The organism is Pseudomonas sp. SF2 (genome assembly GCF_036858055.1).
In the GTDB taxonomy this organism is placed as follows: Bacteria; Pseudomonadota; Gammaproteobacteria; order Pseudomonadales; family Pseudomonadaceae; genus Aquipseudomonas.
The window spans coordinates 21,720-45,045 of record NZ_JAMBDI010000009.1; the positions used below are offsets into that span (position 1 = coordinate 21,720).

The window sequence follows — 23,326 nt, forward strand, 5'->3', positions numbered from 1 at the left end:
CAACTCAATGCTGGCCCAGGATACGGGCGACGGTGGCCACGTTGTGGGCCAGGTGCAACGGATTGATGGTGCCGACGATAGCACTGCTGACGCCCGGGTGGGCGAACAGCAGTTCGAAGCTGGCTTGCACCGGGTCGATGCCCGGGGCCAGGCAGATATGCCCGCTGGCCAGGGCCTTCTTCACCAGGATGGCCTTGCCGTGTTCGGCAGCGTAGTCCAGCACCGGGCGTTCTGCCTGTTCGTTGAGGTTGTAGGTAACCATGGCGCAGTCACCTTGCTCCAGCGCCTTCAGGCCGCCGGCGACGGTCTTGCCGGACAGGCCGAAGCCGAGGATCTTGCCCTCCTGCTTGAGCTCAGCCAGGGTCTGGTAGACCTCCTGCTGTTCAAGGATCGCCAGGTCGTTGCCGTCGGAGTGCACCAGCACCAGCTCGATACGGTCGGTTTCCAGTCGCCGCAGGCTGCGCTCCACAGAGCGGCGGGTGTGGGCGGCGCTGAAATCGAAGTGCGACTGGCCGTTGTCGAATTCTTCGCCAACCTTGCTGACGATTACCCATTCATCGCGCTGGCCGCGCAACAGCGGGCCCAGGCGTTCTTCGCTGCGGCCATAGGCCGGGGCGGTGTCGATCAGGTTGATGCCCAGCTCGCGGGCCTGGGCCAACAGCAGGCGGGCTTCGTCATCGCCGGGGATGGTGAAGCCGGTGGGGTACTTCACGCCCTGGTCGCGGCCCAGCTTGACCGTGCCCAGGCCTAGCGGCGAAACCTTGAAGCCGGTGCTGCCCAATGGGCGATGGAAGTCGTGCAGGGTGGGCAGGCTCATGGCAGCAGTCGCTCCCAGGCCGGTACGCCCAGCGGTGGGCGTGGCAGGTCGGCCAGGTCGGCCTGCGCCTGTGGGCGGATGCCGTCGCGCTCCAGGTGGCTGATGACCCGGTCGCTGAAGTCCGGTGCCAGGGCCAGCTTGGTCGGCCAGCCGACCAGCAGGCGTTGCTGGTCGGCGAGGAAGGCGTTGTCCGGGCGTACCAGGCCTGATTGTGCAGGTTCCGCGCGGTCGACCCGCAGGGTGGCCCAGCGCACCTGGCTCTGGTCGACCCATGGCAGCAGGCTGGCGATTTCTTTCTGTGCCGCGGCGATTTGCGCAGCCGGTTCGCGGGCAACGCCATCGGCTTCGGCCAGGTCGCCGCCCAGGTACCAGACCCACTGGCCATCGGCGGCCGGGTGGGTGGTAACCGTCACCCGTGGCTTCGGCCCGCCGCCCAGGCAATGGGCGTAAAGTGGTTTCAGGTTGGCACCCTTGGCCATGACCATGTGCAGTGGGCGTGTCTGCATGGCCGGCTGGCTCAGCCCCAGGCCATGCAGCAGGTCTTCGGTGCCGGCGCCGGCGCTGAGCACGATGCGCTGGGCGCGGATGTCGCGCTCGTCCACGCGCAGGCCGATCAGGTCGTCGCCCTCGCGCAGTGGCTCGATGCGTTCACCGGCCAGCAGGCTGTCGCCTGCCAGTTCGGCCAGGTTGGCCAGCAGGCTGGGCACGTCGATGACCAGCTCGGCCAGGCGATAGACCTTGCCCTTGAAGGCGCGGTCCTGCAGCGCGGGTGGCAGTTGCTCGCCCTTCACCTGGTCGACCCTGCCGCGCACGGCCTTGCTGGCGAAGAAGCTGGTGAGGTTGCCGGCCAGGGTGCCTGGCGACCACAGGTAGTGGGCGTCGGACAGCAGGCGGGTGCTGGTCAGGTCCAGCTCGCCGCTGCCGCTCAGCGCTTCGCGCCAGCGGCGCGGCATGTCGGCGATGGCTTCCGAGGCGCCGGTGAGGGCGCCGTGCAGGGCGTACTTGGTGCCGCCATGGATGATGCCCTGGGACTTGATGGTCTGCTCGCCGCCAAGGCTGGCGCGTTCCACCAATACTGTCGAATAGCCCAGACGGCGCAGGCGGGCATTGAGCCAGAGGCCTGCGACCCCGGCGCCGACGATCAGCACGTCAGTGGAAATGGCGGATGGCATGGCGGTACCTCGAAGACTGGGACAGCTGGCAAGTATACAGGGTCGCGCCTGCGGGGGCTTTGCGATCCTTGGGGCTGCTGTGCAGCCCATCGCGACACAAGGCCGCTCCCACAGGTAGAGCACATGCTTTTGTGGGAGCGGCCTTGTGTCGCGAAAGGGCCGCAAAGCGGCCCCGACAATATTCAGGCGAACATCAATGCCCAGCCGTCTTCGAAAACAGCTGAATCACCACCACCCCTCCCACAATCATCGCCATCCCCAGCATCGCCGGTACATCCAGCTTCTGCCCATAGATCACCAGTGCCGCCACACTGATCAGCACAATCCCCAGCCCAGACCAGACGGCATAGGCGATCCCCACCGGAATGCTGCGCACCACCAGGGTGAGCATCCAGAACGCGATGCCATAGCCAACCACCATCAGCAGCAACGGCAAGGGCGTGCTCAAGCCTTTCACCGCTTTCATGGACGCGGTGGCGATGACTTCGGCGCAGATGGCGATGGCGAGGTAGGTGTAGGCATTCATGGCGAGATCCTCCGGTAACTGGGTGGGCATTCTAGGCGTTACCTGGATGGGGTAAAGTCATTACCTATCAGTATGGGAGATAGGTCGATGGCCGAGCAGTGGAACCTTGAACAGCTACGTACCTTCCTTCGCGTTGCAGAACTGCGCTCCTTCTCTGCCGTGGCCCGCGAGCAGCGCAAGGCCCAGTCGGCGATCAGCAGCGCGATCGCCCTGCTCGAAACCGACCTGGGGGTCACCTTGTTCGAGCGCAGCAGTGGCCGGCAACCCAAACTGACCGAGAACGGCAGCGCCCTGCTGGAGGATGCCCGTGAACTGTTGCGCCAGTGTGAGCGCCTGGATGGCCGTGCGTTGGCGCTGATGCGCGGGCAGGAAGCCCTGCTGCGGGTCGCCCAGGACGAAGCCATGCCCTATCAGCCGGTCATCGACAGCCTCGACGAGCTGGCCAGCCGCTACCCGTTCCTGGAGGTGCAGCTGGCCAGCGGCGCCCAGGGCGACGTGGCGCGCAAGCTGGTTGAGCGGCGCGCCGACCTTGGCCTGTTCTTCCACCACGAGAGCATCCCGGCTTCGCTGGAGCGGCGGGCTCTGGGCAGTGTGGAAATGGTCACGGTGTGCGCGGTCGGCCACCCGCTCGCCGGCGAAGGCCGGGTCACTCGCCAGCAACTGGCGCGCCATCGACAATTGCTGATCGCCCCGCAGCAAAGCGGCTACCCCGGTGGCGAGGCGATCAGCCCGCAGGTGTGGCGCGCCGACAGCTTCTACGCCATGGCCGAACTGCTGATGCGCGGCCTGGGCTGGGCCTGGCTGCCGCGGCACGTGGTGCAGTACCCGACCTACCAGGCGCACATGGTCGAACTGGACAGCGAGTGGCGGCCACCGGCCTTGGTGGTGGAACTGGCCTGGCGCCGTGACGCGCCACTGGGGCCGGCCGCGCAGTGGCTGGCCGAGCGCTTTGCGGTGCACCTGCGCGCGATCGGGTAAACTCCGCGGCCATGAACAGAACTCTCTATACCTTGTTGTTTCACCTGGGCCTGCCGCTGGTTGCGCTGCGCCTGTACCTGCGCGCGCGCAAGGCGCCGGCCTATGGCCAACGCATCGGCGAGCGCTTTGCCTTCAAGCTGCCGGTCATGCGCCAGGGCGGCATCTGGGTGCACGCGGTATCGGTGGGCGAGAGCATTGCAGCGGCACCGATGGTGCGTGCCTTGCTCAAGGCCTACCCGGGATTGCCGATCACACTGACCTGCATGACCCCGACCGGATCCGAGCGTATTCGCGCCATGTTCGCCGACGAACCGCGCGTGCAGCATTGCTACCTGCCCTACGACCTGCCTTGGGCGGCAGGGCGTTTTCTTGATCATGTGCAGCCGAAGCTGGGCATCATCATGGAGACCGAGCTGTGGCCCAACCACATTCACCAGTGTGCGAAGCGCGGCATTCCGGTAGCGCTGGCCAACGCACGCTTGTCTGAGCGCTCGGCCCGTGGCTATGGGCGTTTTGCCAGGCTGACCCGGCCCATGCTGGCCGAGATGAGCCTGATTGCCGTGCAGACCGAAACCGAGGCCCGGCGCTTCCGTGACCTGGGCGCGCGTCCGGAGTGCGTGCAGGTCACCGGTTCGATCAAGTTCGACCTGAAGATCGATGAGCAACTGTTGCCGCGTGCCAGGGCATTGCGTGAACAGTGGGGGGCTGCACAGCGCCCGGTGTGGATCGCCGCCAGCACCCATGAAGGTGAAGACGCATTGATCCTGCAGGCACATCGGCAGTTGTTGCAGGTGCATGGCGATGCCCTGCTGATCCTGGTGCCGCGCCACCCCGAGCGCTTCGCTGCGGTGCATGCGCTGTGCAGCGAACAGTTCACCACCGTGCGCCGCTCTGCCGGCACGCCGGTCGATGCGCAGACGCCGGTACTGCTCGGCGACACCATGGGCGAGTTGCTATTCCTCTATGCCTTGGCCGACATCGCCTTCGTCGGTGGCAGCCTGGTGGCGACTGGCGGGCACAACCCGCTGGAGCCGGCGGCGCTGGCCTTGCCGGTGCTGATGGGGCCGCATGTGTTCAACTTCCTCGAAATCAGCGCGATGCTGCGCGAGGCGGGGGCGTTGCAGCAGGTGGATGATGCCGACGGGCTGGCCGAGGCGGTGCGGCGGCTGGTCGAGTTGCCGCAGGACGCGCAGCGCATGGGCGAGGCGGGCAGGGCGGTGATGCGGGCCAACCAGGGGGCCTTGCAACGGTTGCTCGATGGGCTGGGTGCGTTTATCCGCTGATTTTTGCATTGGCTTCTTCGCGGGCTCGCCCGCTCCCACAGGATTGATGCATGCTTCGAGGGCTGCGCAATCCTTGTGGGAGCGGGCGAGCCCGCGAAGAAGCCAACACCTATCTCAAGGCCTGCGCTCGAAGTTCTTGGCGGCGGCGGCAGCCAGGTCCGGTGGCAGGAAGTCCTTGTCCGGGTTGTAGTCCGGCTTCAGGTACTGCTTGAGGTCCTGCAGGTCCTGCGGGCTCAAGGTGCCGGCTGCCTGCTTCAGGCTCAGGTTGTCGAGGATGTAGTCATAGCGGCTGTTGTTGTAGTCGCGTACCGAGGTGTACAGCTGGCGCTGGGCATCGAGCACGTCGACGATATTGCGGGTACCCACCTGGTAGCCGATCTCGGTGGCTTCCAGCGCGCTCTGGTTGGAGATGATCGACTGCTTGCGCGCCTGCACCTGTTCCACGTCGGTGTTCACCGCGCGGTGCAGGTTGCGGGTGTTTTCCACCACCTGGCGGCGCAGGCTTTCGCGCTGCTGCTCGCTCTGGCTCAGGCGCTGGTAGGCCTCGCGCACCTGCGAACTGGTCAGGCCGCCGCTGTAGATCGGGATGTTCAACTGCAGGCCGATGCTGGTCTGCTCGACGTCGCCACTGTAGTGCACGTTTGGCTGGGCAGCCGAGTTGGTGAAGCCAAGATTGTCGTTGTCGCCTTTCTGGTACTTGGCAACCGCATCCAGCGTCGGCGCATGGCCGGCCTTGCGCTGGCGCAGGGTTTCCTCGGCAGCGGTGACCGCGTGGTTGGTAGCCAGCAGGTTGAGGTTCTGGCGCCCGGCGGTTTCAACCCAGGCCTTGGCGTCGTTGGGCGTTGGCACCTGTACCGGTAGGGTATGCACCACGCCCTGGATCGAGGTGTACTCGCGGTTGGTCAGGGTAACCAGTGCCTCGAAGGCATCCTGTACCTGGCGCTCGGCAATGATCCGGTTGGCCCGTGCCGTGTCATAGCTAGCTTGGGATTGCAGTACGTCGGTCTTGTCGGAAAGGCCGACGTCGAACCGTTCGTTGGACTGGTCCAGCTGGCGCTTGAAGGCAGCTTCCTCAGCCTTGGTCGCGGCCAGGTTGTCCTGGGCGCGGAGCACGGCGAAGTAGTTTTGCGCGGTTTGCAGGATCAGGTTCTGCTCGGTCGCCGACAGCTCCAGTGCCGCCTGCTCGTTGACCGCCTCGGCCGCCTGCAACTGGAACCAGCGGTCAGCGCGAAAGATCGGTTGCGCCAGGGTCGCGCTCCAGGTATTGCCGCTGCGGTTGCTGGTGGCCGACGGCTCGTCGAACTTGGTGCGGGTGTTCTGCATCTCGGCACCGGCCGAAAGATTGGGCAGCAACCCGGCACGGGCCTGCGGCACCACTTCGCGGCGGGCGCCGTAATCGGCGCGGGCTGCAGCCAGGTCAGCATTATTGTCGACCGCTTCCTGGTAGACGCTGACCAGGTCGGTCTTCACTGTTTGGGGCACGTCCGCTGCCCAGACCACTCCGTTGGACGCACAAGACACGGCTATTGCCAGTGAGAGTTTGCGCAGCATAGAGGCAATCCTTGTACGAAATTGAATTACTGAACTGTTGAGTATCGAGCGACGGGCCAGTTTAGTGCCATGCGCACCCGGCAACAATCGCTCGGGGTGCCTTTCATCATCCGCGCATTTACCTGCTTGGCTTTGCCGACCACTCCAGTCTAGACTGCGCATGTTCTTGTCGGGGTGCCTTGAAGCAAAGGCTGAGATCGCAAAGTTGCGGATCCCGTTGAACCTGATCAGGTTAGCGCCTGCGTAGGGAACAAGATTGCTCGCCTTCCCGGGGAGCCTCTTGTGCCAGGTCCGGGATTGTCACAGTTGCATGCAGCTTCAGGCACCCCCATATCCGGCACTGCACCCATGAAGGGTGCGTCCGCGCCTTTCAGGTTCACCCCGACATTCCACTGCTAGGAAGCCGTCTGGAGAGCCTGTGATGACCAAACAAGAAAAAGCGATCAACCTCAGCGAATCGGCACAAGTCGATCAGCAGTCCGTGCAACCGTTCCCGCGTTCGCGCAAGGTGTATGTCGAAGGCTCGCGCCCGGACATCCGCGTGCCCATGCGTGAAATCAGCCTGGACGACACCCCGACCGATTTCGGTGGCGAGTCCAATGCCCCGGTACTGGTCTACGATACTTCCGGCCCGTACACCGACCCCAACGTGGTCATCGACGTGCGCAAGGGCCTGGCCGACGTGCGTTCGGCATGGATCGACGCACGTGGTGACACCGAGCGCCTTGCCGGCCTGAGCTCCGATTTCGGCCAGCAGCGCCTGAACGATGCCGAACTGGCCAAGCTGCGTTTCGCCCACGTGCGCAACCCGCGTCGCGCCAAGGCGGGCGCCAACGTCTCGCAGATGCACTATGCCCGCCAGGGCATCATCACTGCCGAGATGGAATACGTGGCCATCCGCGAAAACATGAAGCTGCAAGAGGCACGCGCCGCCGGCCTGCTCGACGAGCAGCATGCCGGCCACAGCTTCGGGGCCAACATTCCGAAAGAAATCACCCCCGAGTTCGTTCGCCAGGAAATCGCCCGTGGCCGCGCGATCATCCCGGCCAACATCAACCACCCGGAACTGGAGCCGATGATCATCGGCCGCAACTTCCTGGTGAAGATCAACGGCAACATCGGCAACAGTGCCTTGGGTTCCTCGATCGAGGAAGAAGTGGCCAAACTGACCTGGGGCATCCGCTGGGGTTCGGACACGGTCATGGACCTTTCCACCGGCAAGCACATTCACGAAACCCGTGAGTGGATCATCCGCAACTCGCCGGTGCCGATTGGTACCGTGCCGATCTACCAGGCCCTGGAAAAGGTCAACGGCGTAGCCGAAGACCTGACCTGGGAGCTGTTCCGCGACACCCTGATCGAGCAGGCCGAGCAAGGCGTGGACTACTTCACCATCCACGCCGGTGTACTGCTGCGCTATGTGCCGCTGACCGCCAAGCGCGTCACCGGTATCGTCAGCCGCGGTGGCTCGATCATGGCCAAGTGGTGCCTGGCGCACCACAAGGAAAACTTTCTGTACACCCACTTCGAAGAAATCTGCGAAATCATGAAGGCCTACGACGTCAGCTTCTCGCTGGGCGACGGCCTGCGCCCCGGCTCGATTGCCGACGCCAACGATGCTGCGCAGTTCGGTGAACTGGAAACCCTCGGCGAGCTGACCAAGATCGCCTGGAAGCACGACGTGCAGTGCATGATCGAAGGTCCCGGCCACGTGCCGATGCAGCTGATCAAGGAGAACATGGACAAGCAGCTGGAATGCTGCGACGAGGCGCCGTTCTACACCCTCGGCCCGCTGACCACCGACATCGCGCCTGGCTACGACCACATCACCTCGGGCATTGGTGCGGCGATGATCGGCTGGTTCGGTTGCGCCATGCTCTGCTACGTCACGCCCAAGGAGCACCTGGGCCTGCCGAACAAGGATGACGTGAAGACCGGCATCATCACCTACAAGATCGCCGCTCATGCCGCCGACCTTGCCAAGGGCCACCCGGGCGCGCAGATTCGTGACAACGCCTTGTCCAAGGCGCGCTTCGAATTCCGTTGGGAAGACCAGTTCAACCTCGGCCTGGACCCGGACACTGCCCGTGCCTACCACGACGAGACCCTGCCGAAGGAATCGGCCAAGGTCGCGCACTTCTGCTCGATGTGCGGGCCGAAGTTCTGCTCGATGAAGATCACCCAGGAAGTACGCGAGTACGCCGCCAAGATCGAAACCGTGGATGTGACGGTCGAGCAAGGCATGCGCGAGCAGGCCGAGCGGTTCCGCCAGGAAGGCAGCCAGCTGTATCACAAAGTCTAAGACCGCTGGGGCCGCTTTGCGGCCCTTTCGCGACGCAAGGCCGCTCCCACAGGGACCGCGCAAGGCTTGAGGCCAGCGCGGTTTTTGTGGGAGCGGCCTTGTGTCGCGATACGAGGACGCAGTCCTCGCCAGGAACACCAACAACATTGCCGGCGAGCGCCAACCATGACATCACCCAGCCAATTCTCCCCCGACCACCCGGTCCCCATCGCCCAGCGCATCTTCGGCGCCCGCGACCTGTTCTCGCTATGGTTCTCCCTGGGCATCGGCCTGATGGTGCTGCAGGTCGGCGCCATGCTGGCCCCAGGCCTGGGCCTTGCCGGTGCGGTGCTGGCCATCGCCCTGGGCACCGGCGTGGGTGTGCTGTTGCTGGGGGCTGCCGGTGTCATCGGCAGCGACACCGGCCTGTCGGCCATGGGCACCCTGAAACTCAGCCTGGGCGGCCATGGCGCGCGCTTGCCGGCGCTGCTCAACCTGCTGCAACTGGTGGGCTGGGGCGCGTTCGAGATCATTGTCATGCGCGATGCCGCCAGCCTGCTGGGCGCGCGGGCGTTCGGCGAAGCCAGTGCCTGGAACAGCCCGATGCTCTGGACCCTGTGCTTCGGCGCCCTGGCCACCTTGCTCGCGGTCGGTGGGCCGCTGGCGTTCGTGCGCAAGGTACTGCGCACCTGGGGCATCTGGCTGCTGCTGGGCGCGTGCCTGTGGCTGACCTGGAACCTGTTCGCCAAGGCTGACCTGGCAGCACTGTGGAACCGCGCCGGTGACGGTTCGATGTCGCTGGCCGTGGGCTTCGACATTGCCATCGCGATGCCGCTTTCCTGGTTGCCGCTGATCGCCGACTACTCGCGTTTTGCCCGCAACGGCAAACAGGTATTCGGCGGTACGGTGCTGGGCTACTTCATCGGCAACACCTGGCTGATGAGCCTGGGCGTGGGCTACACCTTGGCCTTTGCCGGCAGCGGCGAAGCCAACGCCCTGCTGCTGGCCCTGGCGGGCGCCGGCATGGGCATTCCATTGCTGCTGATTCTGCTGGACGAGTCGGAAAAGGCGTTTGCCGACATACACTCGGCGGCCGTTTCCACCGGTGTGCTGGTACGCCTGAAGGTCGAGCACCTGGCGCTGGCCATTGGTGTGTTGTGCACGCTGATCGCCCTGCTGGCGCCACTGGCACAGTACGAAAACTTCCTGCTGCTGATCGGTTCGGTGTTCGCACCGCTGTTCGGTGTGGTACTGATGGACCACTACGTGATCCGTCGCCGCCGCCTGCCGGCACAGGTGAATGGCTTGCACTGGCAGGCACTGCTGGCCTGGGTGGTGGGTGTGGCGGCGTACCATGTGATCGCCGCACAAGCGCCGGACCTGGGGGCGACCCTGCCGGCATTGCTGCTGGCAGGGCTACTGCACGGGCTGCTCAGCTTCAGCCGCGGCCGGGAAACAGTTCAGGCTTGAGCACGCCATTCAGGCGCGGGTAGGGGATCTTCAATTCCACGTGGCCCATGGAGTAGGGCGCGATGCTATAGACCTCGTACTTGACCACCACCGCGCCGTACGTCAGGGCGATATGCGGCGACTGCTTGAACGGCCAGGTCTTGATGAACTCGGCGTCCTTGTCCATGCCCACGCTGATCAGCCAGGCGCGGTGCGATTCCTCGACGGTTTTCCAGAAGGTGTCTTCCTGGCCGGGCACCAGCATGTCCTGCAGGGTCAGCACCTTGTCCAGCTTGCGCGAATAGTTGATGAAACCACGCCCGGGCATGCCGTGGGCGCCGCCGCTGTCCAGGTAGCTGGACAGTTCGATGATCACCAGTCCGTCATGCTGCTCGCGTACCTTGGCCTGCAGGTAGCTGCTGTTGCGCTTGTCGGCGCTGGCCAGGTACTGCTGCTCGTAGGCTTGCAGGGTGGCCGGTGCGTTGCCGCGCTGGTTGTCTTCGGTCAGTTGCAGCAGGCGTTTCTCGACGATGCCATCGAGCTTGGGCAAGGCCGGGAAATGGATCATGTCGATGTTCACCAGCGGGCAGTCGCTTTCGCTGCAGCCGGGTTTGACATGCTCCCAGGCATCGCGCTTGACCTCGAGCGGCGCCCGGTAGTTGGGCGTGAACAGGCTTTGGCAGGCACCCAGGGCCAGGGCCAGCACAGCCACGGAAGTCAGTTTGACAAGTGTCATGGGGATCCTTGCAGAACAGGGAAAAGTCGGCCTTTGACCGTCTGCGCGGCCTTCAGTTCGCCACTAAGCTAACAGAGAGAAGGCGCGCTGTCCCGAGTGCGCGAACGGTTGCCGGAAAGGGATGAAACCGGCAGGCGTGCAGAGTAGGATGGCGCGATGCGGTATTCGAGGTAATGAGGATTTCCATGTCAGACGCGTTGAACTCAGTGCCCAAGGGCTTCGAAATCATCGAGCGGGCCAATTGCTTCCAGGGCTTTTACAAGCTCGACAAGCTACGCCTGCGCCACGAGTTGTTTGCCGGGGGCATGGGCCGCGAGATCAGCCGCGAACTGTTTGTGCGCCATGATGCGGTGTGCGTGCTGCCCTACGACCCGCAACGCGACGAAGTGGTGCTGATCGAGCAGTTCCGTGTGGGGGCGCTGGACAAGGTGGGCAACCCCTGGCTGATCGAGATGGTGGCCGGGCTGATCGACAAGGACGAGCAACCCGAGGAAGTCGCCCACCGCGAAGCCGAAGAAGAAGCCGGCCTGACCTTCAGCGCCCTGTGGCCGATGACCCGTTACTTCCCGTCGCCCGGCGGCAGTGACGAATACGTTCACCTGTTCCTCGGCCGTTGCAGCAGCGAAGGGGCAGGCGGCCTGCACGGCCTGGAAGAAGAGGGCGAGGACATTCGCGTGCGCGTGTGGTCGTTCGAGGATGCCTTGCAGGCAGTGCGCGACGGGCGCATCTGCAACGCGGCGACCATCATCGGCCTGCAGTGGCTGGCGCTGAACCGTGACGAAGTACGAGGTATGTGGAAGTGAACCTGCTGCGCGAGCGTTATCGGGTCGACCTGGTCGGGCTGCAGGCAGCCTGCGAGGCCAACTACGCCCGGCTGATGCGCCTGTTGCCCGACATGCGTACCACCCAGAGCTCGCGCCGCATCGGCATGACCCAGGGCGACCAGATGCTTGGCGTGCTGGTGCTCGACGTGGTGCTGGCCTGCCCGTACACCACCACCCTGCACGTGCGCCAGGAGCACAGCCTGCCGTGGTTGCCGGTGCCACACCTGGAAGTGCAGGTGTATCACGATGCGCGCATGGCCGAAGTGGTCAGTGCCGAACACACCCGGCGCTTGCGCAGCATCTACCCCTATCCCAACGAGGCCATGCACCAGCCGGACGAAAAGGCCCAGCTCAACCTGTTCCTCGGTGAATGGCTGAGCCACTGCCTGGCCTGTGGCCACGAGCTGGCAAGCGTTCGCTGAATTGTGACGTGGTTTGGGTGCGGGTGTTTGCTCGCAACCGTTGTACAGCCATAATTCGCGCTGAATCCGTTCGAGGAGACGGCCGTTGCCGCAGCCAGACCAAACGCGCCCCGTGCATGTGGTGCAACTGACCGATGCCCACCTGTTCGCCGACCCGGCCGGCAGCATGCTGGGTCTCAATACCCGTGACAGCCTGCGCCATGTGGTTGCCCAGGTGCGGCGGGAGCAACCGCTTGTCGACCTGCTGCTGTGCACCGGCGACCTTTCGCAGGACGCCAGCGTGGCGTCCTATGAGGCGTTCCGCGAGCTGACCGCACCGTTTGCCGTGCCTGCTCGCTGGTTGCCGGGCAACCATGACGAGGCGCGGGTCATGGCGCAGGTGGCGCCGGAACTGCTGCAGGCGGTAACCGATGTTGGTGCTTGGCGCATCGTCATGCTCAACACCGCAGTGTACGGCGCGACTCACGGTTTTTTGGAGAATGACCAGCTGGCAGTGCTGGAGGCCGCCTTGAAAGGGGCGGGCGAGCGGCATTGCCTGGTGTGTTTCCACCATCAGCCGGTGGACATCGGCTGTGCCTGGATCGCGCCGATCGGCTTGCGCAATGCCCAGGCGCTGTTCGATATCGTCGAGGGTTATCCACAGGTGCGAGCCTTGCTCTGGGGGCATGTGCACCAGGAATGGGATGAAGTGCGTGGCGGCCTGCGCCTGCTGGCTACGCCGTCGACCTGTATCCAGTTCGCGGCGCGTAGCGAGGATTTCCAGGTGAGCGAGGAGCAGCCGGGCTACCGCTGGTTGCGCCTGCATGCCGACGGGCGGTTGGAGACCGGGGTGGAGCGGGCGCTGGACTTCGAAGTGAAGCTCGACTTCGATAGCCCGGGGTATTGACGATTTTGGGGCTGCTGCGCAGCCCTATCGCGACACAAGGCCGCTCCCCCAGGAGACCGCGTACCCCTGTTGAAGAATTTGTTGCTAAAACCCCTGTGCGGCGCCAAAAGCCGGCGAACGCGCTACACTGCGCGTCCCTGCGCCCGCATTATCAGGCGCGAAGCCACAGATTCCGGGGGCAGCATGTCGGGTTCCATCCTCTATATCCATGGCTTCAACAGTTCACCGCTGTCGAAGAAGGCGCTTCAACTCGAGGCTGTCATGCAACATCTCGGTCTGGCAGACCAGTTGCGGGTGCCCGCCTTGCACCACCACCCACGGCAGGCCATCGCCCAGCTCGAAGCGGCCATCGCCGAGCTTGGCGCGCCATTACTGGTAGGCAGTTCGCTTGGCGGCTACTATGCCACCCATCTGGCCGAGCGCTATGGCCTCAAGGCCCTGCTGGTAAACCCGGCGGTAACGCCGCACAAGCATTTCGACGGCTACCTGGGCACCCAGCACAATCACTACACCGGTGAAGCCTGGGAACTGACCCACGATCACGTGCAGGCCCTGGCCGAACTGGAAGTACCGGCCCCGTTGGACGCCAGCCGCTATCAAGTGTGGCTGCAGACCGCCGATGAAACCCTGGACTATCGCCACGCCGAGCGCTATTACCGTGCTTGTGCCCTGCGCATCCAGGCCGGTGGCGACCACAGCTTCCAGGGCTTCGCCGAGCGCCTGCCGGCGCTGCTGGCCTTCGCCGGCATTGCCCGTGGGCAGTATGCAGCGCTCGATTTTTCTGTATTTTGACCTTTTGCATTCACCAGACTGACGACGAGACCCTATGGCCACTCCCAGCGCTAGCGCCTATAACGCAGACGCCATCGAAGTCCTCTCGGGCCTTGACCCGGTCCGCAAGCGGCCGGGCATGTACACCGATACCAGCCGCCCCAACCACCTGGCCCAGGAAGTCATCGACAACAGCGTCGACGAAGCCCTGGCCGGTCACGCCCGTTCGGTGCAGGTCATCCTCCATGCCGACCACTCGCTGGAAGTCAGCGACGATGGTCGTGGCATGCCGGTGGACATCCACCCGGAAGAGGGCGTGTCCGGGGTCGAGCTGATCCTTACCAAACTGCACGCCGGCGGCAAGTTCTCCAACAAGAACTACCAGTTCTCCGGCGGCCTGCACGGCGTCGGCATCTCGGTGGTCAACGCCCTGTCGACCCAGGTGCGCGTGCGCGTCAAACGTGACGGCAACGAATACCAGATGACCTTCGCCGATGGTTTCAAGGCCAGCGAGCTGGAAGTGGTCGGCTCGGTCGGCAAGCGCAACACCGGCACCAGCGTGTACTTCAGCCCCGACCCCAAGTATTTCGATTCGCCGAAGTTCTCCATCAGCCGCCTCAAGCACGTGCTCAAGGCCAAGGCCGTGCTGTGCCCGGGCCTGCTGGTCAGTTTCGAGGACAAGGCCAGCGGCGAGAAGGTCGAATGGCACTACGAGGATGGCCTGCGCTCCTACCTGGTCGATTCGGTCAACGAGTTCCAGCGCCTGCCTGACGAGCCGTTCTGCGGCAGCCTGGCCGGTAACAAGGAGGCGGTGGACTGGGCCTTGCTGTGGCTGCCCGAAGGTGGCGACAGCATCCAGGAAAGCTACGTCAACCTGATCCCTACCGCCCAGGGCGGCACCCACGTCAACGGCCTGCGCCAGGGCCTGCTGGATGCCATGCGTGAATTCTGCGAATTCCGCAACCTGCTGCCACGCGGCGTGAAGCTGGCGCCGGAAGACGTCTGGGAACGCATCACCTTCGTGCTGTCGATGAAGATGCAGGACCCGCAGTTCTCGGGGCAGACCAAGGAGCGCCTGTCGTCGCGCGAGGCGGCTGCCTTCGTTTCCGGCGTGGTCAAGGACGCTTTCAGCCTGTGGCTCAACGCCCACCCCGAGCTGGGCATGCAGTTGGCGGAGCTGGCCATCAGCAACGCCGGGCGCCGCCTCAAGGCCAGCAAGAAGGTCGAGCGCAAGCGCATCACGCAGGGCCCGGCACTGCCCGGCAAACTGGCCGATTGCGCCGGCCAGGACCCGATGCGTGCCGAGCTGTTCCTGGTCGAGGGTGACTCGGCCGGTGGCTCGGCCAAGCAGGCACGCGACAAGGAGTTCCAGGCGATCCTGCCGCTGCGCGGCAAGATCCTCAACACCTGGGAAGTGGACGGTGGCGAAGTCCTGGCGAGCCAGGAAGTGCACAACATCGCCGTGGCCATTGGCGTCGACCCGGGGGCCACCGACCTTGCGCAGCTGCGCTACGGCAAGATCTGCATCCTTGCCGATGCCGACTCCGACGGCCTGCACATTGCCACGCTGCTGTGCGCGCTGTTCGTCCAGCACTTCCGCGCGCTGGTCGAGGCCGGGCATGTGTATGTGGCCATGCCGCCGCTGTACCGCATCGACCTGGGCAAGGAAATCTACTACGCCCTCGACGAGGCTGAACGCGACGGTATCCTCGACCGCCTGGTGGCCGAGAAGAAGCGCGGCAAGCCACAGGTCACCCGCTTCAAGGGCCTGGGCGAGATGAACCCGCCACAGCTGCGCGAAACCACCATGGACCCGAACACCCGGCGCCTGGTGCAGCTGACCCTGGACGACGTGCAGGCCACCTGCGAGCTGATGGACAAGCTGCTGGCCAAGAAACGCGCGGGCGACCGCAAGAGCTGGCTGGAAACCAAGGGCAACCTGGCCGAGGTCATGGTTTGATTCGGCAGCTTCTGGCTGCCTGCCTGGCGCTGGTTGCCCTGCCGAGCTTGGCGGGCAACTGGCCAGAGCTGAAGCTGAGCGCCGAGCACCCGATCGACGGCATGCGCGGAGGCAACCTGTCTGGCCTGGTGGAATGCCGGGGCGGGCTGTGGGGCGTGTCCGACCGCGACGACGACCGTATTTACCGTTTCGACCGGCAAAACCCGACCTGGCGCGCGCAACCGCTCACCTTCACCCCGCCAGCGGTACCGGAAAGTGGCCTGCCGTGGGGCCTGAAGTCGCGCAACTGGGCGGCGTCGTATATCCGTGGTGGCGAGCTGGATTTCGAAGGCATCAGCTGTGACCAGGCGGGTAACCTGTACCTGGTCAGCGAGGCTCATGCCGCGGTGCTGCAACTGCCGCTGGAAGGCGAGGCGGACTGGTTGAAGATTGACCCTGCCATGGTTCGTCAGGCCCGGGCCAGCGGCATGCTGCTGAACTTCAACGCCTTGTTCGAAGGCCTGGCGATCAACCCGGCGGGCGACCGCCTGTGGCTGGCCGCCGAGCGCGAACGCCGTGGCCTGGTGGCCATCGAACGCCAGCAATCGGTGTGGACCTGCGGACGCAGCTGTGTGCTGCTGAGCGAGGCTGGCGTCGAAATGCAGCCGGCGCAAATGCCCAATGCCCAGGCACTGTCGCGCGACTTCGCCGACCTGGCCTGGTTCGAGGGCAAGTTGTTCACCCTGGAACGCAACGCCTACCGGGTCTGCCGGCGGGATACCGACAGCGGCAAGGTCGAGCGCTGCTGGTCGTTCGCTGCCGATGCCCTGGTCGAGTCGCGCCGCTATCAACAGCCGTTTGGCCTGGCCGAGGCCCTGGTGATCGACGCCAAGGGCGCCTGGATCGGTGTGGACAACAACAACGGCGCCCGCGCCGATGGCGAGACACGCCCGATCGTCTGGCGCTTCGACGCGCCGGAAGGCGGATGGAGCGCCAAGCCATGAGCCAGGCACCGGGCAAGCGGGCTGGCAAGGTATTGATGATCGTCGCCTGGGCGGCGGCGCTGTTTCTTGCCACGCGCTTCTTCGGCCAATGGGAAGACAGCCAGCGCAACCCCAATGCCCAGGTGCAGTCGTCGCATGGTGAAGGCTTTATCGAGGTGCGCCTGCTGGGCAACGGCCAGGGCCACTTCGTGGTGGATGGCGCGATCAACGGCCAGATGGTGCATTTCATGCTCGACACCGGGGCTACCGACGTGGCCATCCCCGAGGCGTTGGGCCGCGAGCTGGGCCTGGAGCGCGGCAGCCCGGTGCAGCTCAGTACCGCCAACGGCCGTACCGAAGGCTACCGCACGCGCCTGGCCAGCCTGCAGCTGGGGGATATCCGCCTGCAGGACGTGCGCGCCATCGTGGTGCCGGGCCTGGACGGGCAGACTGTATTGCTGGGCATGAGTGCCTTGAAACAACTTGAATTTACCCAGCGCGGCGGCACCATGCTGCTGCGCCAGAACCTGAAATGACGAGGCCCGCATGAGCGACTCACTGGAACTCAGCCTGGACGGCGTAGAACGCCGCTCGCTGGCTGACTTCACCGAACAGGCCTACCTCAACTACTCCATGTACGTGATCATGGACCGCGCCCTGCCGCACATCGGCGACGGCCTGAAGCCGGTGCAGCGACGCATCGTCTACGCCATGAGCGAGTTGGGGCTCGATGCCGATGCCAAGCACAAGAAGTCGGCGCGTACCGTCGGTGACGTGCTCGGCAAGTTCCACCCCCACGGCGACTCGGCCTGCTACGAGGCCATGGTGCTGATGGCGCAGCCGTTCAGCTACCGCTACACCCTGGTCGACGGCCAGGGCAACTGGGGTGCGCCGGACGATCCGAAATCGTTCGCCGCCATGCGTTATACCGAAGCGCGTCTGTCGCGCTACGCCGAAGTGCTGCTCAGCGAAGTCGGCCAGGGCACCGTGGACTGGGTGCCGAACTTCGACGGCACCTTGCAGGAGCCGGCCGTGCTGCCGGCGCGCCTGCCCAATATCCTGCTCAACGGCACCACGGGTATTGCCGTGGGCATGGCCACCGACGTGCCGCCGCACAACCTGCGTGAAGTGGCCGCGGCCTGTGTGCGCCTGCTCGACGAGCCCAAGGCCAGCATCGAGCAGCTGTGCGAGCACATCCAGGGGCCGGACTACCCGACCGAGGCCGAGATCGTCACGCCGCGGGCAGAAATCCTCAAGATGTACGAAAGCGGCCGTGGCTCTATCCGCATGCGCGCCGTGTACCGCGTCGAGGATGGCGACATCGTCGTCACCGCGCTGCCGCACCAGGTCTCCGGGGCCAAGGTGCTGGAGCAGATTGCCGCGCAGATGCAGGCCAAGAAGCTGCCGATGGTCGCCGACCTGCGTGACGAGTCGGACCACGAGAACCCGTGCCGCATCGTCATCATCCCGCGCTCCAACCGCGTGGACGCCGATGAACTGATGCAGCACCTGTTCGCCACCACCGACCTTGAGAGCAGCTACCGGGTCAACGTCAACATCATCGGCCTGGACGGCCGGCCACAGCTGAAGAACCTGCGTGCGCTGCTGCTGGAGTGGCTGGAGTTCCGTACCACTACCGTTCGTCGCCGTCTGCAGCACCGCCTGGACAAGGTGGAGAAGCGCCTGCACCTGCTGGAAGGTTTGCTGACCGCGTTCCTCAACCTGGATGAGGTTATCCACATCATCCGTACCGAGGACCAGCCCAAGCAGGCCCTGATTGCCCGTTTCGACCTGACCGAGATCCAGGCCGACTACATCCTCGAGACCCGCCTGCGGCAGCTGGCGCGCCTGGAAGAGATGAAGATCCGCGGCGAGCAGGATGAACTGCTGAAAGAGCAGGCCAAACTGCTTGCCCTGCTGGGCAGCGATGCCAAGCTGCGCAAACTGGTACGCAGCGAGCTGATCAAGGATGCCGAAACCTATGGCGACGACCGCCGCTCGCCGATCGTCGAGCGTGCCGAAGCCAAGGCCCTGTCGGAAAACGAGCTGATGCCGACCGAGCCGGTCACCGTGGTGCTGTCGGAGAAAGGCTGGGTGCGCTGCGCCAAGGGCCACGATATCGATGCCACCGGCCTGTCATACAAGGCCGGCGATGGCTTCAAGGCTGCTGCCGCCGGGCGCTCCAACCAGTTTGCCGTGCTCATCGACTCCACCGGTCGCAGCTACTCGCTGGCCGCCCATAGCCTGCCTTCGGCGCGTGGCCAGGGCGAACCGCTGACCGGGCGCCTGACGCCTCCACCGGGGGCCACCTTCGAGTGCGTGCTGTTGCCGGACGACGACGCGCTGTACGTGGTGGCCTCGGACGCCGGCTACGGCTTCGTGGTCAAGGGTGAAGACCTGCAGGCCAAGAACAAGGCCGGCAAGGGCTTGCTCAGCCTGCCCAACGGCGCCAAGGTCATGACCCCGCGCCCGGTGGCCAACCGCGAGCAGGACTGGCTGGCGGCGGTGACCACCGAAGGCCGTCTGCTGGTGTTCAAGGTCAGCGACTTGCCCCAGTTGGGCAAAGGCAAGGGCAACAAGATCATCGGTGTGCCGGGCGACCGGGTGGCCAGCCGTGAAGAATTTGTTACCGATCTGGCCGTGATTGCCGAAGGCGCGACTCTTGTATTGCAAGCCGGCAAGCGTACCCTATCTCTGAAAGCTGACGACCTGGAGCATTACAAGGGCGAGCGAGGACGGCGCGGCAGCAAGCTGCCACGTGGGTTCCAGCGGGTCGATGGGTTGCAGGTGGAAGTGCCGGCGTAACCGGTAGAAATGTCTGGAACGGCAATTTCAGCGTCGTTCCGGGCAGAAATGCTGGAGTCGGACGGTTATTTCGCGGATGATATGGCCCTTGCGGTGCCGGCGTGGCCGTGTGCCCGTTTGAATCTACATGTATCACTGCGGTTGGCCTGATGGCGACCGCCTGGATGGGATGATGAAATTTCTGCGCCTTCCATTTGCGCTGTTGATGACTGGCCTGCTGGGCCTTGGCGGGTGCACCATGCACCAGCCGGTTGCCCTGTACCAGCTCGACAGTGGTGATCCTGGCCAGCCTTCGCAGAGTGCAGGCATGGCCGTGGTACTCGGCCCGGTATCGGTGGCCGATTACCTGCAACGCGAGACGTTCCTGCAGCGTCAGGCCGACGGCAGCCTGACTTCGGCGACCGACGGTCGTTGGGCTGGCAGCCTTTCGTCGGATATCGACCAGCTGCTGGTGCGCCAGCTCGCCTGGCGCCTGGACAGCCAGCGCGTGGTGCTGGCCCCGGCGGCTGCCGGTTTCAACCCGGATGTACAAGTGCTGCTGTCGATCACTCGCCTGGACTCGGGCAAGGACCAGCCGGCCATTCTGGATGCCCAGTGGCGCCTTCTGGACCGCCGTGGCCATGTGCGTGACAACCGCATCGTTCACCTTGAGCAGCCGCACGCGGGCAGCGAGGCGTCGCAGGTGCAGGCCCAGGGCCAATTGCTGCAGAAGCTGGCCGAACAGCTGAGCACGGCGGTCAAGCCGCTGGCCAACCAGCCAGCGATTGCCGAAGAGTCGCCTAAGAAGCCAGCTGCGCCGGTACAGGTGAAGAAGACGCCAGAGAAATCCAAGATCCCGATGGCTGCACCAATTCGTACCGATATGGAAGTCTATCGGTTCTGATTGGGCTGCCAGATACGAAAAAGCCCGCATTGCTGCGGGCTTTTTCGTATCTGCTGTTTTTGTACTGCCTGTAGCGGCCTCTTCGCGGGTAAACCCGCTCCCACAGGTTCGGCGCAGGTCCTGTGGGAGCGGGTTTACCCGCGAAGAGGCCAGCCCGGTATCAGGCCCGGCGTTCGTGCATCCGCGCCAACTGCCGCTCCAGCATCGACGGGTAGGGCTCCATCAGGCGCTCCACGCAGCAGGCGCCTTCCGGGCTGGCAATCGGGCGAATGCGGGCGCGCTGGCGAATCAGCGTGTCATCGCTGATCTGCCGCTCCACCAGCAACAGGTTGCGGCTGTGCTGCGACAGCGCCAGGGCGTCCTGGGCCTTCTCGGCCATCAGCAGGTCCACCAGCTCCAGCCCTTGCAGGTCGTTGCCCAGGGCCAGGCCCAGTTGCAACTGCAGGGTAATGCCGCTGTCCGCCACCTCGATCTGCAGGGCATGGCCCAGGGCGCGCAACAGTTCGCCGCAGCAGATGGCGTTGGTCAGGTAGTCCTCGCCACAGTCGCGGCTGTGGAACAGCACCAGGGTGCTGCCGTCGTTGAGCGTGTGGGTTTCACCGTCGTAGAGCGAGGCCGCGTGCTCCAGGCAATCGCGGTAGCGCTCGGTCAGTTCGGTCAGGCGCGTGCGTGGCAGGCGGCGCAGCTGCTCCTGCGACCCCAGTTGCACGGCGAGCACGGCGCTGTACTGCGGTTCGTCGGATTCGACCACGGTGGCCTTGGGCGCGCTGTCGTCGTCCAGCAGGCCGGCGAAGGCTTGTTCGTCATCCTCGTCTGCCTGGGCGGCAAACTTGGCGCGCGGTGCGGTCTTGGCTGCCGGAGTGGCATCGTGCAGGTCGTCGTACTGCTCGTCGTCCTCTTCCTCAGGCTCTGGCTCAGGTGGCGGCGGAGGGGCCAGGCGCGCATGCAGCTGGCGAGCGATGTCGCCGATCTCGTCCTGGCGGTCGGTGGCCGGGGTATAGGGTTGCGGGTCGCGCAGCCACACCCGCAGCTGCAGCAGCGGCAGGGTGATGAAGCGGCCTTGGCGCAGGCTCAGGGTCAGCGCCAGTACCAGCAGGATGGCGGCAAGGATGCCCATGCTCTGCAGGCTGATCAGCATCGGCTGCTGGAACTGGCTCATGTCCAGGCTGATGCGCAGTTGCCCGGCAGTCACGTCCTGGAAGGTGATCTTGGTCTGGTACAGGCCTTCGGCCTCGCCCAGCAGGCTGTTGCGCGGGCGCTGGCCGGCCTCGGCGAGGATGCGGTTGTCCACGCTGTAGATCGCCGCATGGGCCACCAGCGGGTTCTTCACCAGATTGCCGAGCAGCACGTTGAGGCTGAGGATGTCGTTGGCCACCAGCAGCTCGGTCGCCGAGGTGGCGGTCTGGGTGGTCAGGCTCTGGCCCAGGGCATCGGCCTGCTCGTGCATGGCCTGCTTGAACTGCAGGCCCATGACACAGGCGTAGATCACCAACGCCAGCGCCACCAGGAATATGTTGGTGCAGGCGATGCGCAGTGCCAGTGGCACGCGACGTTGACTCAGGGCGCGATAGATCATCAGGAAGAAGTTGTCTGCTTTGACGGGCGTGGGCCGGTTCACTGAGCTCGGCTCTTAATGGCATGAAAGTGTGGGGCAGTATAGCGAGCCGGGTTTTGTCGGCAAAGTATCGTTGGCGCCCGATGGTCACGGAAAATCGGTAGAATGCGCATTTTTCATCGAAGTCGGAGCCAGGTTGTGCGCGAAATCGTCCTGATCAACATCACCGGTGAGGACCGTCCCGGTCTCACTGCGGCTATCACCGGCGTCCTGCTGCAGGGCGGTGTGAGCATCCTCGACATTGGCCTGGCAGTCATGCACGGTACCTTGTCGTTCGGCATTCTGGTCGATATCCCGGACAACGAAGTGGCTACCGCCCTGCTGCAAAGCGTGCAGGCCAAGGCCCACGAACTGAACCTGCAGGCCCGCTACACGCCGATTTCCGAGGCGGACTACCAGCACTGGGCCGATGGCCAGGGCGAGGCGCGCCACATCGTCACCCTGCTCAGCCGCAAGATTACCCCCGAGCAGCTGCAGCGGGTGAGTGCAGTGATCAGCCATTATGGCCTGACCATCGAGCGTATCGAGCGCCTGTCGGCCCGTGTGGCGCTGGATGCCGAGACCGACAAGGGCAAGGCGGCCATCGAGATCTCCGTGCGTGGCGTGCCAAGTGACTCCCAGGCTCTGCGTGCCGATTTCTTCGCCTTGGCTGAAGAGCTGAGCGTCGACATTGCCTTCCAGAAAGATGACCTGTTCCGCCGAAACCGCCGCTTGGCGGTGTTCGACATGGACTCGACGCTGATCGAAGCCGAAGTCATCGACGAGCTGGCCAAGGCCGCTGGCGTGGGCGAGCAGGTGGCTGCGATTACCGAGCGCGCCATGCGCGGCGAACTGGACTTCCGCGCCAGCTTCAAGGAGCGCATGGCGCTGCTCAAGGGCCTGGATGTGGGCGTGCTGGACGAGATCGGTGCATCGCTGCGCCTGACCGAGGGGGCCGAGAACCTGTTTGCCGAGCTCAAGCGCCTGGGTTACAAGACTGCGATCCTGTCTGGTGGCTTTACCTACTTTGCTCGCCAGGTGCAGGCGCGGCTGGGTATCGACTATGTGTTCGCCAACGAGCTGGAAGTGGTTGATGGCAAGGTGACCGGCGTGGCCGTGGAGCCGATCGTCGATGCCCAGCGCAAGGCCGAGCTGCTACAGAAGCTGGCCAGCGAAGAAGGCTTGCAGCTGGAGCAGACCATTGCCGTGGGTGATGGTGCCAACGACCTGCCGATGCTGTCGCTGGCCGGCCTGGGCGTGGCGTTCCGTGCCAAGCCGCTGGTGCGCCAGTCGGCCAAGCAGGCTATTTCCACCCTGGGGCTTGATGGCGTGCTGTACCTGCTGGGCTTGCGCGACCGCGACGCGCGCGGCTGATCGGGACTTTGGGGCTGCTGTGCAGCCCTTCGCGGGCACGCACAGCGGACCC

The 23,326-nt window shown here is 64.8% G+C and carries 20 protein-coding genes and 1 riboswitch; of the genes, 14 read left to right on the top strand and 6 right to left on the bottom strand.

The genetic code is table 11. The features are described from left to right. Positions 1–4: 4 nt before the first annotated feature. From M2S36_RS05850 to M2S36_RS05860, 3 genes are all read right to left on the bottom strand, one after another. A complete protein-coding gene (locus M2S36_RS05850) occupies positions 5–817 on the bottom strand; it encodes an aldo/keto reductase (RefSeq protein ID WP_025340852.1) in 813 nt (270 codons plus the stop codon). After that, positions 814–1,989, bottom strand: coding sequence for an NAD(P)/FAD-dependent oxidoreductase (locus M2S36_RS05855; RefSeq protein ID WP_207828636.1), 1,176 nt, complete (start codon positions 1,987–1,989; stop codon positions 814–816). The genes M2S36_RS05850 and M2S36_RS05855 overlap by 4 nt, the downstream gene beginning before the upstream one ends. A gap of 193 nt (positions 1,990–2,182) precedes the next feature. After that, on the bottom strand, positions 2,183–2,515 hold the full coding sequence (locus tag M2S36_RS05860; protein ID WP_063911950.1) for a DMT family transporter: 333 nt from the start codon (positions 2,513–2,515) through the stop codon (positions 2,183–2,185). 87 nt (positions 2,516–2,602) lie between these two features. On the opposite strand from M2S36_RS05860, the gene M2S36_RS05865 reads away from it, so the two are divergent. Together M2S36_RS05865 and waaA are read left to right on the top strand one after the other, a co-directional pair. After that, positions 2,603–3,493: a LysR family transcriptional regulator gene (locus M2S36_RS05865; RefSeq protein ID WP_207828638.1), complete on the top strand. Its 891-nt coding sequence runs from the start codon at positions 2,603–2,605 to the stop codon at positions 3,491–3,493. A gap of 11 nt (positions 3,494–3,504) precedes the next feature. Next, on the top strand, positions 3,505–4,776 hold the full coding sequence (gene waaA / locus M2S36_RS05870; RefSeq protein WP_207828640.1) for a lipid IV(A) 3-deoxy-D-manno-octulosonic acid transferase: 1,272 nt from the start codon (positions 3,505–3,507) through the stop codon (positions 4,774–4,776). A gap of 114 nt (positions 4,777–4,890) precedes the next feature. Here waaA and M2S36_RS05875 read toward each other — a convergent pair whose 3' ends face one another. Further along, complete coding sequence (locus M2S36_RS05875) at positions 4,891–6,327, bottom strand: TolC family outer membrane protein (protein ID WP_207828643.1); 1,437 nt, start codon at positions 6,325–6,327, stop codon at positions 4,891–4,893. Positions 6,328–6,487: 160 nt separating this feature from the next. Then, positions 6,488–6,594: riboswitch (TPP riboswitch) on the top strand. A gap of 154 nt (positions 6,595–6,748) precedes the next feature. Between M2S36_RS05875 and thiC the strand changes: the two genes are divergently transcribed. Both thiC and cytX read left to right on the top strand, forming a co-directional pair. Further along, entirely contained in the window at positions 6,749–8,629 is a 1,881-nt protein-coding gene (thiC, locus tag M2S36_RS05880; RefSeq protein WP_087499604.1) for a phosphomethylpyrimidine synthase ThiC, read from the top strand. Between the two features lie 165 nt (positions 8,630–8,794). Then, complete coding sequence (gene cytX / locus M2S36_RS05885) at positions 8,795–10,078, top strand: putative hydroxymethylpyrimidine transporter CytX (RefSeq protein ID WP_207828645.1); 1,284 nt, start codon at positions 8,795–8,797, stop codon at positions 10,076–10,078. On the opposite strand, the gene M2S36_RS05890 is transcribed toward cytX, so the two are convergent. Further along, a complete protein-coding gene (locus M2S36_RS05890; protein WP_046613356.1) occupies positions 10,047–10,793 on the bottom strand; it encodes an RsiV family protein in 747 nt (248 codons plus the stop codon). The genes cytX and M2S36_RS05890 overlap by 32 nt on opposite strands. Positions 10,794–10,978: 185 nt before the next feature. Between M2S36_RS05890 and M2S36_RS05895 the strand changes: the two genes are divergently transcribed. The 9 genes from M2S36_RS05895 (at position 10,979) to M2S36_RS05935 (ending at position 20,306) form a co-directional block, all read left to right on the top strand. Continuing rightward, positions 10,979–11,596, top strand: a complete 618-nt coding sequence (locus tag M2S36_RS05895; RefSeq protein WP_063911945.1) for an NUDIX domain-containing protein — start codon at positions 10,979–10,981, stop codon at positions 11,594–11,596. Then, positions 11,587–12,039, top strand: a complete 453-nt coding sequence (locus tag M2S36_RS05900) for a DUF1249 domain-containing protein (RefSeq protein WP_016501905.1) — start codon at positions 11,587–11,589, stop codon at positions 12,037–12,039. The genes M2S36_RS05895 and M2S36_RS05900 overlap by 10 nt, the downstream gene beginning before the upstream one ends. A gap of 85 nt (positions 12,040–12,124) precedes the next feature. After that, positions 12,125–12,925 carry a 3',5'-cyclic-AMP phosphodiesterase gene (cpdA, locus tag M2S36_RS05905; protein WP_333956835.1) on the top strand — a complete coding sequence of 267 codons (801 nt, stop codon included), beginning with the start codon at positions 12,125–12,127 and terminating at the stop codon, positions 12,923–12,925. A 183-nt stretch (positions 12,926–13,108) separates the two neighbouring features. Next, on the top strand, positions 13,109–13,717 hold the full coding sequence (locus M2S36_RS05910) for a YqiA/YcfP family alpha/beta fold hydrolase (protein WP_063911944.1): 609 nt from the start codon (positions 13,109–13,111) through the stop codon (positions 13,715–13,717). Between the two features lie 34 nt (positions 13,718–13,751). Beyond that, on the top strand, positions 13,752–15,656 hold the full coding sequence (gene parE, locus M2S36_RS05915) for a DNA topoisomerase IV subunit B (RefSeq protein ID WP_015272020.1): 1,905 nt from the start codon (positions 13,752–13,754) through the stop codon (positions 15,654–15,656). After that, on the top strand, positions 15,653–16,639 hold the full coding sequence (locus M2S36_RS05920; RefSeq protein WP_207828656.1) for an esterase-like activity of phytase family protein: 987 nt from the start codon (positions 15,653–15,655) through the stop codon (positions 16,637–16,639). The genes parE and M2S36_RS05920 overlap by 4 nt, the downstream gene beginning before the upstream one ends. Then, complete coding sequence (locus tag M2S36_RS05925; protein WP_207828658.1) at positions 16,636–17,154, top strand: retropepsin-like aspartic protease family protein; 519 nt, start codon at positions 16,636–16,638, stop codon at positions 17,152–17,154. The genes M2S36_RS05920 and M2S36_RS05925 overlap by 4 nt, the downstream gene beginning before the upstream one ends. A 10-nt stretch (positions 17,155–17,164) precedes the next feature. Continuing rightward, positions 17,165–19,423 (top strand): DNA topoisomerase IV subunit A, encoded by a 2,259-nt coding sequence (parC, locus tag M2S36_RS05930; protein WP_207828660.1) that lies wholly within the window; start codon positions 17,165–17,167, stop codon positions 19,421–19,423. A 172-nt stretch (positions 19,424–19,595) separates the two neighbouring features. Further along, positions 19,596–20,306, top strand: a complete 711-nt coding sequence (locus tag M2S36_RS05935; protein WP_063911940.1) for a PqiC family protein — start codon at positions 19,596–19,598, stop codon at positions 20,304–20,306. A 160-nt stretch (positions 20,307–20,466) separates the two neighbouring features. On the opposite strand, the gene M2S36_RS05940 is transcribed toward M2S36_RS05935, so the two are convergent. Further along, entirely contained in the window at positions 20,467–21,924 is a 1,458-nt protein-coding gene (locus tag M2S36_RS05940; protein ID WP_207828663.1) for an AhpA/YtjB family protein, read from the bottom strand. A 135-nt stretch (positions 21,925–22,059) separates the two neighbouring features. Between M2S36_RS05940 and serB the strand changes: the two genes are divergently transcribed. Further along, positions 22,060–23,274, top strand: coding sequence for a phosphoserine phosphatase SerB (gene serB / locus M2S36_RS05945; RefSeq protein WP_063911938.1), 1,215 nt, complete (start codon positions 22,060–22,062; stop codon positions 23,272–23,274). Positions 23,275–23,326 lie beyond the last annotated feature (52 nt).

Coding starts and splice junctions, on each gene's coding strand:
- M2S36_RS05860 (WP_063911950.1), bottom strand. CDS start 2,515: ATGAATGCCTACACCTACCTCGCCATCGCCATCTGCGCCGAAGTCATC.
- M2S36_RS05875 (WP_207828643.1), bottom strand. CDS start 6,327: ATGCTGCGCAAACTCTCACTGGCAATAGCCGTGTCTTGTGCGTCCAAC.
- M2S36_RS05850 (WP_025340852.1), bottom strand. CDS start 817: ATGAGCCTGCCCACCCTGCACGACTTCCATCGCCCATTGGGCAGCACC.
- M2S36_RS05855 (WP_207828636.1), bottom strand. CDS start 1,989: ATGCCATCCGCCATTTCCACTGACGTGCTGATCGTCGGCGCCGGGGTC.
- waaA (WP_207828640.1), top strand. CDS start 3,505: ATGAACAGAACTCTCTATACCTTGTTGTTTCACCTGGGCCTGCCGCTG.
- M2S36_RS05865 (WP_207828638.1), top strand. CDS start 2,603: ATGGCCGAGCAGTGGAACCTTGAACAGCTACGTACCTTCCTTCGCGTT.
- parE (WP_015272020.1), top strand. CDS start 13,752: ATGGCCACTCCCAGCGCTAGCGCCTATAACGCAGACGCCATCGAAGTC.
- M2S36_RS05935 (WP_063911940.1), top strand. CDS start 19,596: ATGAAATTTCTGCGCCTTCCATTTGCGCTGTTGATGACTGGCCTGCTG.
- M2S36_RS05890 (WP_046613356.1), bottom strand. CDS start 10,793: ATGACACTTGTCAAACTGACTTCCGTGGCTGTGCTGGCCCTGGCCCTG.
- thiC (WP_087499604.1), top strand. CDS start 6,749: ATGACCAAACAAGAAAAAGCGATCAACCTCAGCGAATCGGCACAAGTC.
- M2S36_RS05910 (WP_063911944.1), top strand. CDS start 13,109: ATGTCGGGTTCCATCCTCTATATCCATGGCTTCAACAGTTCACCGCTG.
- M2S36_RS05895 (WP_063911945.1), top strand. CDS start 10,979: ATGTCAGACGCGTTGAACTCAGTGCCCAAGGGCTTCGAAATCATCGAG.
- cytX (WP_207828645.1), top strand. CDS start 8,795: ATGACATCACCCAGCCAATTCTCCCCCGACCACCCGGTCCCCATCGCC.
- M2S36_RS05925 (WP_207828658.1), top strand. CDS start 16,636: ATGAGCCAGGCACCGGGCAAGCGGGCTGGCAAGGTATTGATGATCGTC.
- parC (WP_207828660.1), top strand. CDS start 17,165: ATGAGCGACTCACTGGAACTCAGCCTGGACGGCGTAGAACGCCGCTCG.